Raw genomic sequence first — 15,047 nt, 5'->3', positions numbered from 1 at the left:
ATGATACATGTCGTGCAAGCCGCCCTAAATGGGGTAGTAAAGGGGGTAGAGATGAAAATTGTGTTGCGTAATTTGTCGTTTTCCTATGTATCTGCATCGCGCGAAAGAAAAATATTTGAGAACGTAAATTTCACATTTGGGTCCGACAGAGTTTATTCGATTATGGGTCCAAGCGGTACAGGAAAGACTACACTTTTCAAGTTACTTTCGAATGATTTGGAACCATCCGAGGGAACGATTCTCTTCGACGATAGGGATAGTCATACATTAAAACCACAATATGTACGTTCTCACATTATCAGCAGGATTTATCAAGACTATCTGCTCGTTCCCTATATGACAGCTGGAGAAAACATCCTGCTCTCTCGCGAAATCCTTGGAACTAAAACTTCATTAGAGGAAAAAGAAAATGCGCATCATCTTCTTGACCTTGTGGGTATTGGGAATTTGAAGGATACTCCGGTGAGATTACTCTCAGGTGGAGAGCAGCAGAGAGTGTGTATTGCTCGTGCTTTAGCGAGCCAGGTTCCAATTCTTCTTGCAGACGAGCCTACTGGTGCACTAGACAAAGAGAACACATTAAAAATTGGTGAACTCTTACGCAAAGTTGCTCATGAGAGGTCAATAACGGTTCTTGTGGCGACTCATGATCCGCTTCTAGCGGAGGAAGTAGATGAACAGTGTGTCATTGATAACTTCCGCATAAATTCTGTCGCATAGCTTTTCTAAGGAGGACATTGTCATGTATGGCAGACATCACCGGTCATATGCTTTAAAGTACGTGTCCTATAGTCGTGCACGTTCTATAAGCGTGGTGTTCTTTATGGCAATGGCAAGCTTGATAGTTGTCATGGTAAGTACCTTGTTCCATACATATTTCAATACGATAGAATCAAGCGCGCAGTCATCTTTTGGATGCTATGACAGTCAAGTTGCTGTACAAAATTCGCAAGTCATAAGTGTCCTTACGCGGGAACAAAAAAATCATCGTGCTGTCGCAGTGACTCACGATCAAGCCACATTAATAAGTGCTTCGCATCAGCGTGCATTACAACTCAACGTAGTATATGTGTCAGCCAATGCGCGCAAGGAACGTATCATACAAGGAAGGTACCCTCATCAATCTGGCGAAGTTACTGTAAGCGCACATGCCGCAAATATCTTACATGTAAGACCTAGAGATAAAATTTCTCTCCGTACAAGTGACGGTGAAAAGTATAAAGTTATAGTTTCTGGAATCAGTATTAATGCTGCTCATGCAAGCGAGAATTTAGCTGTAGTCAATCTTCCGCGCTACTTTGATGGACATCAGGCGAATGTATGGCTTATAAATGATAATCTCAAATCTGTAGAACCTTATGGATCAGACGGAAGTATGAGTTGGGCATCTTCGACAGGCTACCTACGTCAAGTAGTCGATGCAGCTTCTGGAAGCTCATTAAAAACGTTAAAATTCGTACAGTATAGCGCGTTCATGTTAGTATTTATGCTCATCGTAGCGTTTATTTTTGCAGATCGTAGAAGATTGCAAGAGCGAAGAGACTTACTTATACATCTGGGGGACACTGTGGGCATTGCTGCCCATACTGTTGCACTTTCAGATACTGTACTTACCCTTATCGCCTCCGCCTGTGGAGCTGGAATTGGCTGCAGCGTTATGGCGGTTTGGTTTAGACAAATAGGAGAACTTTTTGACCATGTGTGGGACAGTATCGATGTAAGCTACATGGTGAGTTTTGGGCTGGGGACAAGTATCGCTCTGACGATTGTTGTTTATATAAGTGAGAGTGCAGTAGCATACGTAAGGAAGTTGAAATGCAAGAGTTCAAGCGGCATATCACACGTTGCGGCGTGGATAATATGGGGAACCATAGGCACGCTTGTGACACTTGTTTTAGTTGCTCTCAGACAGATACTTATTCTCAGGAATGGGCATTATGCTGCGATGCTCGTCGGCTCGGTGAGTGTCTCGGCATGTGTGCTTGGCGTTATAGCATTATCACTGCATCAGTACAAGACGCTTCAGGGTTTGTCTAGGAAAACCATTTGGGTAAGGTACTTTAGTCTCGTACTTACGTTCATCGTATGTTTTTACGCAAGCATGTACATGAGCTTCACTAGTTATAGTATCAATGGTATTCGTGGCCTCGCCCCAGACAGTGATGGCTATATCTCTGCGAAAGATATTTCAGAGGATACAATAAAGCAACTTGATAAAAAGTTCCCAGACGTAATGCACTCTGCGGATGTGTTTTATAAGCCAGATGAATCGCTCGGTCAGGTACGGGTAATCTCGGACAGTGATAAAGAAGTAGAATGTGTGAATAATGCAATGAGGGAGCATACACGTTTTGATATGTGTGATTTTAACATACTGACATCAGTCGTTATTGCAAAGAACGGAACCGCAGCAGAAACGCTGGCAGATAGTGCGCCGCCGGAGACAGTAAAAGATGGTACGTCGCATGTCATAGTTCTTGTGAATAATGCAGGAGTATATACAGTAGGGAACCATATGCTGGCTCATGGGATAAGACCGTCGAAAACGCTTAAATACGATTTTCTCAGAAGTATGGTAGTCGCTGAAAATGGTCCAGCGTATAAAGAACTAGGGCTTCACACTTCAAGCGTAGCGGATGTGTATATTCCTCATATTTACAACTATCCGTCTGAAGAGATTAACGCGTTACGCTCGCTCATACTTATTCAGGCGCCGTACACGCTGCTACAGGAATCTGATTCTGCTGAGTTTAGAGATATGCAAACCAATGCGTCTGCGCGTATCCTTGCTGCAATCATGGTGACTTTGATAGCATATGTGGTGTCGCTTACGGCGTGGAGGTCTGAGCAAAGACAGGTGCGTCTATTTGCTCGTGCACAAGGTGTAGGACCGTGGAGTCGATTCCTAATGATTATGCCACTTGTAGTTCCATTTATGTGCGTGATTATATGTGCGGTAGTGCTAGGACATCTGGCATCGCTTGACTATATACCTATCATAATGTCACGCGGCATCTCAGTTTCTCGCGGGACTGCATGGAGCATTACAGGTGTAGGAATTATTGCTCCACTCCTCTCTATAGTTCGTGAGCTGCATTGCCTCGTTGTGGAGTGAAAGTGTCTCGTAAAGGCTCTAACATTGGGCATTATGCCAACATTTACACCAGAAGAAATTGAGCACTTGGGTGAGCTTGCCCAGATTGCTCTGAGTCCGCAAGAAATCACTCGTCTTCAAGGCGAATTGAATGTAATCGCAGATGCTATTGCGCAGGTGCAGGAAGTAGCTGGCGAGGATATCAAGCCAACTGCTAACCCGGTCCCTCTTGAGGCATATTTGCGTCCAGATGTTCCTGCTACGCCACTCACTCAGGAAGAAGCTCTCTCTGGAGCTCCTGTATCCGAGTCTGGCATGTTCGTAGCTCCACAGATTTTGGGGGACTAAGCAATGGATAAAAATACTCGAAACGAAATTGTTAAGCTCTCCGCTTCCCAGATGGCTGAGGAGTTCAAGTCTGGTGAAATTAGCTCCCGTGAACTTGTCGATGCTCATCTTGATGTCATCGAAAGCGCAGAGCCGCATATCAATGCTTTCTTGAAAGTAAGTGCAGATGAAGCACGCAGTCAAGCAGATGCTGCTGATGCAAGGCGTGCAGCAGGTGAAGAGCTTGCGCCATTAGCCGGTGTGCCTATCGCAGTCAAGGACATGATTGTGACAAAGGGCATCGAGACCACGGCAGCATCTAAGATTCTTGAAGGCTGGATTCCTCCATACGATGCAACGGTCGTGACTAAGCTCAAGGAAGCAGGTATGCCGATTCTCGGCAAGACTAACCTTGATGAGTTTGCGCAAGGTTCCTCTACCGAACACTCTGCATACGGCACTACCAAGAATCCTTGGGATACGCAGCGTGTACCAGGTGGTTCTGGCGGTGGCTCTGCGGCAGCAGTTGGTGCTTTTGAAGCTCCTCTTGCACTCGGTACTGATACTGGTGGTTCCATCCGTCAGCCGGGTGCTTTGACCGGTACGGTCGGCACAAAGCCAACGTACGGTGGTGTTTCTCGTTTTGGTGCTATCGCAATGGCTTCTTCTCTTGATCAGATTGGTCCCGTATCGCGTACAGTTCTCGATTCTGCATTGCTTCAGGAGACAATCGGCGGTCATGATCCAAAAGATTCTACTTCTATTCCTTCTCCTGCTCCTGCGATGGTTGCTGCGGCTCGTGAAGGGCACAAGCGCGATTTGAAAGGCATGAAGGTCGGACTCATTAAGGAACTGTCTGGCGACGGTTTCCAAGAAGGTGTTACCGCACGTTTCAATGAGTCTGTAGAAGAGCTTAAGGCTATGGGTGCTGAAGTAGTGGAAGTATCCCTTCCAAACTTGAAGTATGCTCTCGGTGCTTACTACATCATTATGCCTTCTGAAGTATCTTCTAACCTTGCTCGCTACGATGGCATGCGTTATGGTTTGCGCGTGATGCCACCTGAGGGTGTTCCAGCAACTGCCGCAAATATGATGGCATATACCCGTGAAGCAGGATTCGGCGACGAAGTAAAGCGTCGTATCATCCTTGGTACGTATGCGCTGTCTGCTGGCTACTATGATGCGTGGTATGGTTCTGCGCAAAAGGTGCGTACCCTCATCATTGAGGACTTTAACAAAGCCTTCGAACAGGTTGATGTTCTCGTATCCCCAACTTCTCCAACGACAGCATTCAATTTTGGCGAGAAGTCCGGCGATCCACTTGCTATGTATCTCGGCGATATTGCAACTATTCCTGCAAATCTCGCTGGTGTTCCTGCTATTTCGATTCCTGCAGGTGTTGATGAGTCCAACCTACCTGTAGGTTTCCAGTTCATCGCTCCCCAGCAGCATGATGACGTACTCTACAAGCCAGCTGCGGCACTCGAAGCTGCTTTGGAAGATAAGTGGAACGGTCCCGTATGGCAGTCCCTGAGCACTCCATGGCTTGGCGAGTAGGCATAGGCGACATACGAGAACAGATAAAAGGAAAAGCATAATGGCTGAAAAGTTAATGAAGTTCGCCGAAGCTGTAGAGAAGTACGACCCAGTTATCGGCCTTGAAGTCCACGTAGAGCTCAACACGAAGACCAAGCTCTTCTGCCCAGCAGAAGTCTCCTTTGGCGGTGAGCCAAACACGCAACTCACCCCAGTGTCCTTGGGGCTTCCTGGCTCTTTGCCGGTAGTAAACAAGGAAGCTATCGACTATGCAATCAAGCTAGGCCTTGCCTTGCATTGCGACATTGCTGAGTGGAGCCAGTTCGCTCGTAAGAACTACTTCTACCCAGATATGCCTCGTGACTATCAGATTTCCCAATACGATAAGCCACTTAACGGCGAGGGTTATCTGGATGTGGAGCTTGAGGATGGTTCTACGTTCCGCGTGCCAATCGAACGCGCGCATGTAGAGGACGATGCAGGCAAGAATACTCATGTGGGTGGTGCTGACGGTCGTATCGAGGGAGCAGATCATTCTCTCGTTGACTACAATCGCGCTGGCGTGCCATTGGTAGAAATCGTTACCAAACCAATTACAGGAGCGGGTGCAAAAGCTGCAGAAGTTGCCGGTGCATACGTTCGCACAATTCGTGACATTGTTCGCGCTCTTGATATCTCCAACGCTCGCATGGAGCAAGGAAATATGCGCGCAGATGTGAATGTATCCTTGCGCCCGTCAGCTGATGCGCCACTTGGCACTCGTTCAGAAACGAAGAACGTGAACTCCTTCCGCGGCATTGAGCGAACTATTATTTATGAAATTCGTCGTCAGGCAGCATTGCTTGATGCAGGTGGTGAAGTTCTTCAGGAAACTCGCCACTGGGATGAGGCTTCTCAGACTACCGCTGGCGGTCGAGTCAAGACTGATGCAGATGACTATCGTTACTTCCCGGACCCTGACTTGGTCATGGTACATACCACCAAAGAGCATGTTGAAGAGCTTAAAGCTCAGATGCCAGAGATGCCACGTGAACGTCGCAATCGTTTGCAGGCGCAGTGGGGCTTATCAGATAACGATATGCGAGATATTGTCAATGCCTCTGCACTCGACCTCGTGGAAGAAACAGTGAAAGCCGGCGCAACGGCCGCTGGTGCGCGTAAGTGGTGGATGGGCGAGATTTCCCGCGTCGCGAACGAGTCTGAAAAGAGCCTTGAAGAGCTAGGCATCACACCAGCCGATGTGGCTCGTGTGGAGGAGCTTATCACGCAAGGCAAGCTCAACGACAAGCTTGCAAAGCAGACTGTAGCAGGCGTACTTGCTGGCGAGGGTACTCCAGACGAAGTCGTGGAAAAGCATGGTTTCGAAGTAGTGCAAGATACTGGTGCGTTGGAAGCAGAGGTAGACAAGGCACTTGCTGCGAACCCAGATATCGTGGAGAAACTTAAGAGTGGCAATATGAAGCCAATTGGCGCTATCATTGGTGCTGTTATGAAGGCAACTCGCGGCCAAGCAGACGCAAAGACCGTGACAGGGATCGTGATGAGTAAGATTAAGTAGTATTGCTAAGTAAGTAACGCATCACGCACGCACAAGGAGGCATCCATGGCTGACGAGCGTACACTCACTGAGAATATTGAAATTCCGCAGATTCAAGGCGAGATGGTCATACTTCGAGCCGCTACTGCGGATGAAGGTGAGAAGCTTGACAGCTTGGGTGCCTTCTCACGTTCTGTTGACACGTATGGGAAAACTGCTGATGCACAACGTTCTATAGTGGCGTCTTTAGTGCAACGCTCACGTCGGTGGCAGAATGGCGAGCGTACTCGAGACGAGGGGAAATTTGATGCTGAGGCGCGTGGCGTCCTCGCGTGGTCTATGTTTGCGAAAAATATGGACCCTAGCAAGGACAGCGCGGTCGATGGTGATAAAAACGATAAAGATGATAAAGTACACGATCAGCTTATCGGTATGGTTTTCCTTGTTGACATCGATGCGTGGAATTCTTCTGCGCGCATTCAAGTCGTGCTAGGCGAAAATTATCGTGGCCGAGGATATACACGTGACGTTATGCCACGCGTGATGACATATGCTTTTGCTCCGAAGCCGGCAGGTTTGGGTTTACATCGCATCTGGATGAGTGTGCCATCGTCAAATTCCCGTACTCTTGCTGTATATCAGTCTTTAGGTTTCACTGAAACTGGTGTATCACGTGACGCTCTATGGAATCCTTTTGAGGAACGCTATAAGGACCAGCATGTCTTTGATATCCTCGTTGATGAGTTTGATCCTATTCAGTCTCTTGAAACGTTTGGGCTGCATGCCATTATGGAAAATCCTGGTGTAAAAGAAGCTCTCGCTCAGTATGAGCACACTATGGAGGTGAGACAACGCGTTCGCGAAGAGATTGAAGTGCCTCTAACAGATTTATCTGCCGATGTACGCGGCTCGCAGGCGTCGCAAACTTCGGGTAACTACGATCCATATGCCGACGATGAATCTCGCAACGAGACATTGATTGACGAAGAAGACCAGCTCGCCGGTGTCGATATGCCTGATGTTGAGACGATAGCGGAGACTATGGCACAAGAAGCCGACTTGCCAGAAGAGCATATAGGGCGCAAAGGAGCAGATGCTGGCGCGGAGAAAAAATCGGCGCATCAACCATGGTGGCGTACGCTTGGCGCTGGGCGTCGTCGTCAACAGGCAAGCAATAAGTCAAGCGGTCCAGATAGCCACTAGGCTTTAAGTTTACGTCGTTGAGTAGGAGCACATGATTTTATGAGCGCTGAAGACCTTGATAATTATGAAACAAGTGCGGAACTTTCGCTGTATAAAGAGTACCGTGATGTCATCAAACTTTTCACATACGTTGTCGAGACTGAGAGACGATTTTACCTTGCTAACCGTGTAGATTTTAATGTCCGCCAAGCTGGGCAAGATGTCTATTTCGACGTACAGCTCACAGATGCGTGGGTGTGGGACATATATCGTCCCAGCCGTTTTGTAAAAAACGTGCGTATCGTTACGTTCAAAGACGTAAATGTAGAAGAGGTACAGAAGACGGATATAGAGATTCCGCGTGATTTATAGAGATTTATAGAGCCGAAGTTCTTGTGGTCTCTAGACCCGACGTAATAATTGAGGAAAAATTGTGTTATAAGTTCATTCTTTCTTCAAATTTATAAGCCATACGATAGTCTTGGATAGATTTATATACTTTCGAGGAGCAAAAGTGACAGATAAGAAATCTGTAGTGATTATTGGCGGTGGCCCTGCAGGTCTTACCGCGGCGTGGGAACTCGTAAAGGACGGTTCTAACGCTTACGATGTCACTGTTTTGGAAGCAAGTCATGAATTCGGCGGTATCTCCCGCACTGTGAAGTATAACGGCAACCGCATGGATATCGGTGGACATCGTTTCTTCTCTAAAGATGATCGCATTATGCAGTGGTGGAAAGACGTGCTTCCGCTGCAAGGAGCGCCTTCCTACGACGACAAAAAGCTTGGCCGCCACCATGATTTAGAGCCTGGTGGTCCTGATCCAGAGCAGACAGACAAGGTCATGCTCAAGCGTCATCGTATGTCTCGCATCTTTTGGAATCAGCGTTTCTTTGACTATCCTATTAGTCTTACTCCAAACACTATGAAGGCTATGGGTCCTATCTTGACTCTGCAGGCAGGCTTTAGCTTCTTGTGGTCAAATATTCATAAGTTGCCAGAAGATAACTTAGAGAACTTCTACATCAACCGTTTCGGTCGCAAGCTATACTCGATGTTCTTCGAAGGGTACACCGAGAAGTTGTGGGGGCGTCACCCATCTCAGATTTCTGCTGATTGGGGAGCGCAGCGTGTCAAGGGACTTAACATCTGGAACATCCTTGGAAATGCTATCAAGAAGATGATGCCAGGTCACAAGTCGGACAACTCTAAGGTAGAGACCTCTCTGATTGAGGAATTCTGGTATCCAAAGCTGGGTCCTGGTCAGTTATGGGAGACGGTTGAAGAGAATTCCGTAGCACATGGTGTGCATGTCATTACTGGTGCACGCGTTACTGCGATTCACTCTGAAGGCGGTAAGATTTCGTCCCTTGACTATACTGCTGAAGACGGTCGTGTCGTCAATGTAAAAGCAGATGAGTTTATTTCCTCCATGCCATTAAACGATTTGGTAGCAGCGACAGTTGCTGGCGATGTAGACGTTCCTGACCAAGTCAATGAAGTAGCACGGGGGCTTCCATTCCGTGATTTTGTCACTGTAGGTCTTCTCGTCAAGAAGCTTCGTGTGAAGAACATGACGGACGTACCTACGTTGGGTAATCCACCTATTGTTCCGGATAATTGGATTTATGTACAAGATCCTGGTTACAAGGTGGGACGTATTCAAATCTTCAATAACTGGAGTCCATACCTCGTCGCTCAGCCGGATGATACTGTGTGGATTGGTCTGGAGTACTTCTGCGAAGAGGGCGATGATTTCTGGAACATGTCCGACGATGAAGCGCGTAAGCTTGCTATTGCTGAGATGATTCGCATGCGCATCATCGAATCCGCTGATGACGTTCTCGACACTCATCGCGAGAAGGTTCAGAAGGCTTACCCTGCATACTTCGATACGTATGATCGCATTGGTGAGCTGACCGAGTGGCTTGATTCCTTCGGCAACTTGTACTGTGTCGGTCGTAATGGTCAGCACCATTACAATAACCAAGACCATTCCATGGCTACTGCGATTGAAGCTGTAGAAAATATTAAGACTGGCAGAGCAGACAAGAAGAATGTCTGGGAAGTCAACACAGAAAAGTCGTATCACGAATCGAAGTAGGTCATCGCCGAAGCGCTTGTCGTTAATGTGAGAACGGGGGCAGACACGGCGTAGAGAAGCACTGAAGAAACTGTTACAGGCATAGTTGATGCCATGATGGAGATTCTTCAGTGTTTCTTGTATACTAGAGATTTGTATGTGTCGGGTGAAGCATTGCCACATAGATGAATCACTCTTAAGGTCTAGTCTCAGGCGCGACATGCTTGAGTTGCTATATTTAAACAGGTCGCGTGAGTTTGAGCAGACTGGCTCCTTTGTAGGCAAACCTACAAAGATACGTATCGGAAACGTTATGTTTCCCCTATTTTGACGCTGATATGTGGCGGCGTTGAGGTGTAGCATGAACGCTATTGAAGCATTTGAAGCTGCTCAGCTTAAGGCAGAGGACTCTATTCCACAGTTCCGTCCTGGCGATACCGTAAAGGTAAACGTCAAGATTCAGGAAGGAAATAACTCTCGTATCCAGGCATTCCAGGGTGTAGTTATCGCACGCCAGGGTACTGGTTTGCGCGAGACCTTCATGGTTCGTAAGGTTTCCTTCGGTGTCGGTGTAGAGCGTCGCTTCCCAGTACATTCCCCATCCATTGATTCCATCGAATTAGTACGTATGGGTAAGGTACGCCGTGCAAAGCTTTACTACTTGCGTAACCTGCGCGGTAAGGCAGCACGTATTGCCGAGCGTCGCGACAACTCTGCAAACAACTAAAGCTTTGCTTTGTACCCGAGGCGTTTCTTAGAGTTTTATAGAAGTTCTCGTTGAGAATTTACAAGAAACTTGAGAGGACGTCTCGGGTTTTTATTGAAAATTCTTCTTTAATTGCGTCGTTAATTGTGGCAATGGTAAGAGTCGAGTCTTTTACACGGCATACGACGTCAAGATAGCGTGAGGTGAGCAGTACGAATAAGCCAGAGCATAGTACGGGTACAAAGTTACTCAGTAAGCATGATGAGCGTGTGGCAGGATTTACAGATGTTGCTCTTTATTTTGTACTGCCATTGAGTATTATGCTCATCTTGCGTTTCTTCGTATTTGGTCTGTTCGTTATCCCCTCTGGCTCGATGGAAGACACCCTTGCCATCGGATCGCGCATTGTCACACGTAATGTGGGAATCAATCGTGATACTTTAAAACGTGGGGATGTCGTTGTATTTTCTGATGATGCCGGCTGGCTTGGCTCGTCAAGTGCTAGCGCGACCTTAGAGTCGGGTTCGGCATCTCACACACTTGGTTTTGGCGGGAATAAACAGTACCTTGTGAAACGTCTTATTGGCATGCCGGGCGATGTTGTGGCTTCGAAGGGCAATGGTGCGCCAGTCACCGTTAACGGTAAAGCGATAGATGAGACAAGCTATATTAAGCGAGGTGTAGAGCCATCTACCCAAGCTTTCTCGGTTACTGTCCCTGAGAATAGTATTTTCGTCATGGGGGATAACCGTTCTAATTCCGCTGATTCCCGCTATCATTTCGATGATGGTAATTCTGGTTGTGTCAGAATAAGTTCCGTAACGGGCGTTGGTTTGGCGGTATTTTGGCCTATCAGTCAATGGCATGGACTGGGTAATGGCCGCGCAGCTTTTGAAAAGGTTGGCATGTAATGACGCATGCACATACCAGTTCGACGGCAACCCTTCCTACGTGGGAAGTAGAATCATCTATTGTGGATGAAGGCGGCGAATGGATTATCGGACTTGACGAGGTGGGGCGTGGATGTCTCGCCGGGCCGGTGACTTTAGGTGCTGCTGCATTTTCGGCGGCTCTTGTGGGGACAGATACTATCCCGGAAGGCTTGAAAGATTCCAAACTCCTTACGGAACGTAAACGTGAAGCTCTTATCGAACCTATACAAGTGTGGGCGAGTGCTGTCGGTACGGGGTCATGCACAAATCACAATATTGATACGTGGGGGATAGGTCGCTGCCTTGGACTTGCTGCACTCAAAGCTATCGCTGAGGTAGAGAATCAACTTCATACATTATTTCCAGAAAGTTTTACACAGCGATCAAAAGTTGCAGTTATTTTGGATGGACCGCACGACTATATAACTCCAGTCATCGGTTCGCTCGACGCTGTGGATATGCCTGTAGTCCCGCGTATATATACTCTCATCAAAGGCGATCAGAAGTGTGCAAGTGTGGCGGCCGCCTCTGTGTATGCAAAGGTGTGCAGAGATCATTACATGAAAGAACTTGCCGAGCAACATCGCGAATGGGAAGCCTATGAGTGGGCAAAAAATAAGGGATACGGCTCTGCTGCGCATAGAGAAGCTATAAAAAGATATGGGGTCACACCGTATCATCGGATAAGTTGGAAGTTAGTGTAATTATATGAGTGAGCGACAAGTTTCGATTGTCGATGTGGCACAGGCAGCAGGAGTTTCTTATCAGACTGTTTCTCGTGTGATTAACAAGTCTGGCCCGGTCCGCGACAAGACACGACAGAAGGTACTTGAGGCAATTGACAGGCTTCATTACCATCCGTCATGGTCAGCAAAAGCGTTGAAAACTCAGCGTACTCGTACCATCGGTGTCATCGCCTCTCAAATAAATTTTTCAGGGCCGTTGCTGACGCTAGGATCTCTTGAAAGTATGGCGCGTGAGCACGGTCTTTTTGTGTCTCTCGCTACTCTTGATGAAAATAAACTTACGCCGCTTGACTTTAATGAAGTCACAGAAAGTTTTACACGTTTGGGTGTGGAAGCAATTATCATCGTCGCACCTACAGAAGCGATTTTGACTCTTGCACTAGAAAATTCTCCACATATTCCGCTCGTTATCGTTACGGCGCAGGAAGGACTCCAGTCAATCGATACACGTACTTTCGACGAACAGAAGGTAAAATTCGTATTTACTGATGTTGATGGTGTCTCTCGAGATATCGCACAACGAATGGTAAAGCGTGGTACAAAGACCGTCTACTTTCTCTCCGGGCCGCATCAGTGGCGCGATGCCGTGTTGCGAGAGAATGCTGCAAGGCGCGCATGTGCTGCATATGATATGGAATTTAGCGTTATTGATGTCAATGACTGGGCAAGTAACGCCGCATATGACCGTGTGACGACATACATACGACATCATGGTAAGGCACGTTTTGCGAAAAGCGCCATTTGGGCGGTTAACGATGCGCTCGCAGTCGGTGCATTGCGGGCGTTCTATGAGAATGGCCTTTACGCACCGCGTGATATGACAATAGTGGGCTATGACAACATGCAAGCAACGGAAAGCCTTGTGCCTTCACTGACGACGGTGGATCCGAATTACACCGAAGTAGGATCGAGCGCGATGCGAATGGTTCTCGATATGCTGGGATATACGAATGGTTCAGATACCAGTGAGGTGGCTGACGCAGTACAAATTGCCGAAGATACTCCTCGTGCGCAGATTATTAAGCCACGACTTATTGTGCGCGAGTCATTGTAACGAGTACAGATTACTTATTAATTTTGCGTAGCGGTGTTTTGCGGTGTATTATCGTATATGTAAGAAAATGTGAACGTTCACATTCGTAAGCAAAGTAGCTTATAAATGTGTGTTACTGACCACTCAATGAAGCGAGGCAAGATGATTAGCAGTATCGAAGCAAAGAATGCTATAGAAAAGGGTCAAATTTCTTTAGGGGTGGAGTTTGGCTCTACCCGTATCAAAGCAATTCTCATCGATGAAAAGTACCAGACACTCGCTTCGGGAGATCATGAATGGGAAAATCACCTCGATAATGGTTTGTGGACGTACTCTCTTGAAGAAGTGTGGAGCGGCGTGCAAGATGCCTATGCGCGTTTAGCTGCACAAGTGCGTGATATGTACGGTGTTACGCTGACGCATATCGCTCGCATGGGTTTCTCTGCTATGATGCATGGTTATCTAGCTTTTGATAAAGACGGCAATCTTCTTGTCCCATTTAGGACATGGCGGAATACGAATACTCATCAGGCACATGAAGAGTTAAGTAAGCTTTTCCAGTTCAATATCCCTGAGCGTTGGTCTATCGCGCATCTCTATCAAGCAATTTTGAACCGTGAAGCGCATGTGTCAGACATTGACTTTATGACAACTCTGTCAGGATACGTCCATTGGCAGCTTACGGGTGAGAAGGTTCTGGGAGTTGGTGACGCTTCGGGTATGTTCCCTATAGATCCGCATACTCGAAATTATGATGAGGCATACCTTACGCAGTTTGAACAGCTGGATAATGTGGCGGCTCAGCCATGGAAGATTCGCCAGATTTTGCCTCACGTCCTTGTGGCAGGGCAGAATGCGGGAGAGCTCACTGAACGTGGCGCAAAGCTTCTCGACCCAACTGGTACCTTGCGACCAGGTGCAGTGCTTGCTCCACCAGAAGGTGATGCTGGAACCGGTATGGTTGCGACAAATTCCGTACGAGTGCGTACAGGTAATGTCTCTGCGGGCACATCAATATTCGCTATGGTGGTCCTTGAAGATAAGCTCAAAGGTTTGCATCCTGAGGTAGATGTTGTAACCACGCCGGCTGGCGACTTAGCTGGTATGTCGCACGCGAATAATTTCACTTCTGACCTCAATGCGTGGGTGGGGTTATTCCGTCAATTTGCGGCAGCTTCGGGGGTTGAGCTTACTGATGGGCAGATTTTCTCTACCCTCTTTAACGTGGCAATTGCTGATGATGGATCCGTTGACTCTAATGCAGGTGGATTACTGAATTATTGTTTCTATTCTGGTGAGTTCCTTGTAGGGCTTGAGCAGGGACGCCCACTCTTTGCACGCGGTCCTCAGTCTCGTATGACTTTGGGCAACTTTATGCGTGCGCAGCTCTTCTCTGCATTCTCGCCAGTGAAGGTGGGTATGGACGTTATGACTAAGGATGAGGGAGTACGTGTGGATTCCCTCGTCGGGCATGGCGGCATCTTTACCACGCCGGTTGTCGCTCAGCGAATTTTGGCTGCAGCGTTTAATACTCCTATTCGCGTGATGAGCACAGCTGCAGAAGGCGGTGCATGGGGTATGGCAGTGCTTGCTGACTACACAGCTCATGCGAGTACCGCACTTGACGACTACCTTGATAAGACAGTATTTGCCGGTGCTCAGTACACTACTGAGAATCCACGTGCTGACGACGTCGAAGGCTTTGAAGACTTCTTCGCTCGGTTTAAAGCAGGTCTGCCGATGGAGAAGGTGGCAGTAGAAACTATTAGTCTTGAATCCAAATAATATTTCACTATCTCAAAGAAAGGTTTGGTGTGTTATGGTGTCGTTGTCTGATTTTTCGCAGGAGACGCTCGCTGAGGTGAAGCAGG

At 47.5% G+C, this 15,047-nt stretch carries 13 protein-coding genes; all 13 read left to right on the top strand.

Going from position 1 to position 15,047, the window contains the following annotated elements; translation table 11 throughout:
- The 13 genes from ACFQY8_RS00220 (at nt 1) to ACFQY8_RS00160 (ending at nt 14,961) form a co-directional block, all read left to right on the top strand.
- Nucleotides 1-720, top strand: coding sequence for an ATP-binding cassette domain-containing protein (locus ACFQY8_RS00220; RefSeq protein ID WP_377937563.1), 720 nt, complete (start codon nt 1-3; stop codon nt 718-720).
- Nucleotides 721-823: 103 nt separating this feature from the next.
- Nucleotides 824-3,115 (top strand): hypothetical protein, encoded by a 2,292-nt coding sequence (locus ACFQY8_RS00215; protein WP_377937482.1) that lies wholly within the window; start codon nt 824-826, stop codon nt 3,113-3,115.
- A gap of 33 nt (nt 3,116-3,148) precedes the next feature.
- Nucleotides 3,149-3,442: an Asp-tRNA(Asn)/Glu-tRNA(Gln) amidotransferase subunit GatC gene (gene gatC, locus ACFQY8_RS00210; protein ID WP_377937481.1), complete on the top strand. Its 294-nt coding sequence runs from the start codon at nt 3,149-3,151 to the stop codon at nt 3,440-3,442.
- A gap of 3 nt (nt 3,443-3,445) precedes the next feature.
- Nucleotides 3,446-4,978: an Asp-tRNA(Asn)/Glu-tRNA(Gln) amidotransferase subunit GatA gene (gene gatA, locus ACFQY8_RS00205; protein WP_377937479.1), complete on the top strand. Its 1,533-nt coding sequence runs from the start codon at nt 3,446-3,448 to the stop codon at nt 4,976-4,978.
- A 40-nt stretch (nt 4,979-5,018) separates the two neighbouring features.
- On the top strand, nt 5,019-6,515 hold the full coding sequence (gene gatB, locus ACFQY8_RS00200) for an Asp-tRNA(Asn)/Glu-tRNA(Gln) amidotransferase subunit GatB (protein ID WP_377937477.1): 1,497 nt from the start codon (nt 5,019-5,021) through the stop codon (nt 6,513-6,515).
- A 45-nt stretch (nt 6,516-6,560) separates the two neighbouring features.
- Nucleotides 6,561-7,697, top strand: a complete 1,137-nt coding sequence (locus ACFQY8_RS00195) for a GNAT family N-acetyltransferase (protein WP_377937475.1) — start codon at nt 6,561-6,563, stop codon at nt 7,695-7,697.
- 39 nt (nt 7,698-7,736) lie between these two features.
- Nucleotides 7,737-8,048, top strand: a complete 312-nt coding sequence (locus ACFQY8_RS00190; RefSeq protein ID WP_377937473.1) for a DUF2469 domain-containing protein — start codon at nt 7,737-7,739, stop codon at nt 8,046-8,048.
- A 142-nt stretch (nt 8,049-8,190) separates the two neighbouring features.
- Nucleotides 8,191-9,780: an NAD(P)/FAD-dependent oxidoreductase gene (locus tag ACFQY8_RS00185; RefSeq protein WP_377937471.1), complete on the top strand. Its 1,590-nt coding sequence runs from the start codon at nt 8,191-8,193 to the stop codon at nt 9,778-9,780.
- A 340-nt stretch (nt 9,781-10,120) separates the two neighbouring features.
- Nucleotides 10,121-10,486: a 50S ribosomal protein L19 gene (gene rplS, locus ACFQY8_RS00180; RefSeq protein ID WP_377937470.1), complete on the top strand. Its 366-nt coding sequence runs from the start codon at nt 10,121-10,123 to the stop codon at nt 10,484-10,486.
- Between the two features lie 182 nt (nt 10,487-10,668).
- Entirely contained in the window at nt 10,669-11,376 is a 708-nt protein-coding gene (gene lepB, locus ACFQY8_RS00175; RefSeq protein ID WP_377937468.1) for a signal peptidase I, read from the top strand.
- On the top strand, nt 11,376-12,101 hold the full coding sequence (locus ACFQY8_RS00170; RefSeq protein ID WP_377937466.1) for a ribonuclease HII: 726 nt from the start codon (nt 11,376-11,378) through the stop codon (nt 12,099-12,101). Before lepB ends, ACFQY8_RS00170 begins: the two co-directional genes overlap by 1 nt.
- A 4-nt stretch (nt 12,102-12,105) precedes the next feature.
- Entirely contained in the window at nt 12,106-13,197 is a 1,092-nt protein-coding gene (locus ACFQY8_RS00165) for a LacI family DNA-binding transcriptional regulator (protein WP_377937464.1), read from the top strand.
- Nucleotides 13,198-13,302: 105 nt separating this feature from the next.
- Nucleotides 13,303-14,961 (top strand): xylulokinase, encoded by a 1,659-nt coding sequence (locus tag ACFQY8_RS00160; protein WP_377937462.1) that lies wholly within the window; start codon nt 13,303-13,305, stop codon nt 14,959-14,961.
- The last annotated feature ends 86 nt before the right edge of the window (nt 14,962-15,047 follow it).

Source organism: Alloscardovia venturai (assembly GCF_042676605.1).
Classification (GTDB): domain Bacteria; phylum Actinomycetota; class Actinomycetes; order Actinomycetales; family Bifidobacteriaceae; genus Alloscardovia; species Alloscardovia venturai.
The sequence above is the reverse complement of the archived record's forward strand: the minus strand, read 5'-3'. Positions and strand labels throughout refer to the sequence as shown.

Excerpts from the sequence above, each read along its gene's own strand:
- ACFQY8_RS00215 (WP_377937482.1), top strand. The coding sequence starts at position 824 with ATGGCAATGGCAAGCTTGATAGTTGTCATGGTAAGTACCTTGTTCCAT.
- ACFQY8_RS00190 (WP_377937473.1), top strand. The coding sequence starts at position 7,737 with ATGAGCGCTGAAGACCTTGATAATTATGAAACAAGTGCGGAACTTTCG.
- gatC (WP_377937481.1), top strand. The coding sequence starts at position 3,149 with ATGCCAACATTTACACCAGAAGAAATTGAGCACTTGGGTGAGCTTGCC.
- gatB (WP_377937477.1), top strand. The coding sequence starts at position 5,019 with ATGGCTGAAAAGTTAATGAAGTTCGCCGAAGCTGTAGAGAAGTACGAC.
- ACFQY8_RS00195 (WP_377937475.1), top strand. The coding sequence starts at position 6,561 with ATGGCTGACGAGCGTACACTCACTGAGAATATTGAAATTCCGCAGATT.
- ACFQY8_RS00220 (WP_377937563.1), top strand. The coding sequence starts at position 1 with ATGATACATGTCGTGCAAGCCGCCCTAAATGGGGTAGTAAAGGGGGTA.
- ACFQY8_RS00170 (WP_377937466.1), top strand. The coding sequence starts at position 11,376 with ATGACGCATGCACATACCAGTTCGACGGCAACCCTTCCTACGTGGGAA.
- ACFQY8_RS00160 (WP_377937462.1), top strand. The coding sequence starts at position 13,303 with ATGTGTGTTACTGACCACTCAATGAAGCGAGGCAAGATGATTAGCAGT.
- gatA (WP_377937479.1), top strand. The coding sequence starts at position 3,446 with ATGGATAAAAATACTCGAAACGAAATTGTTAAGCTCTCCGCTTCCCAG.
- ACFQY8_RS00165 (WP_377937464.1), top strand. The coding sequence starts at position 12,106 with ATGAGTGAGCGACAAGTTTCGATTGTCGATGTGGCACAGGCAGCAGGA.
- rplS (WP_377937470.1), top strand. The coding sequence starts at position 10,121 with ATGAACGCTATTGAAGCATTTGAAGCTGCTCAGCTTAAGGCAGAGGAC.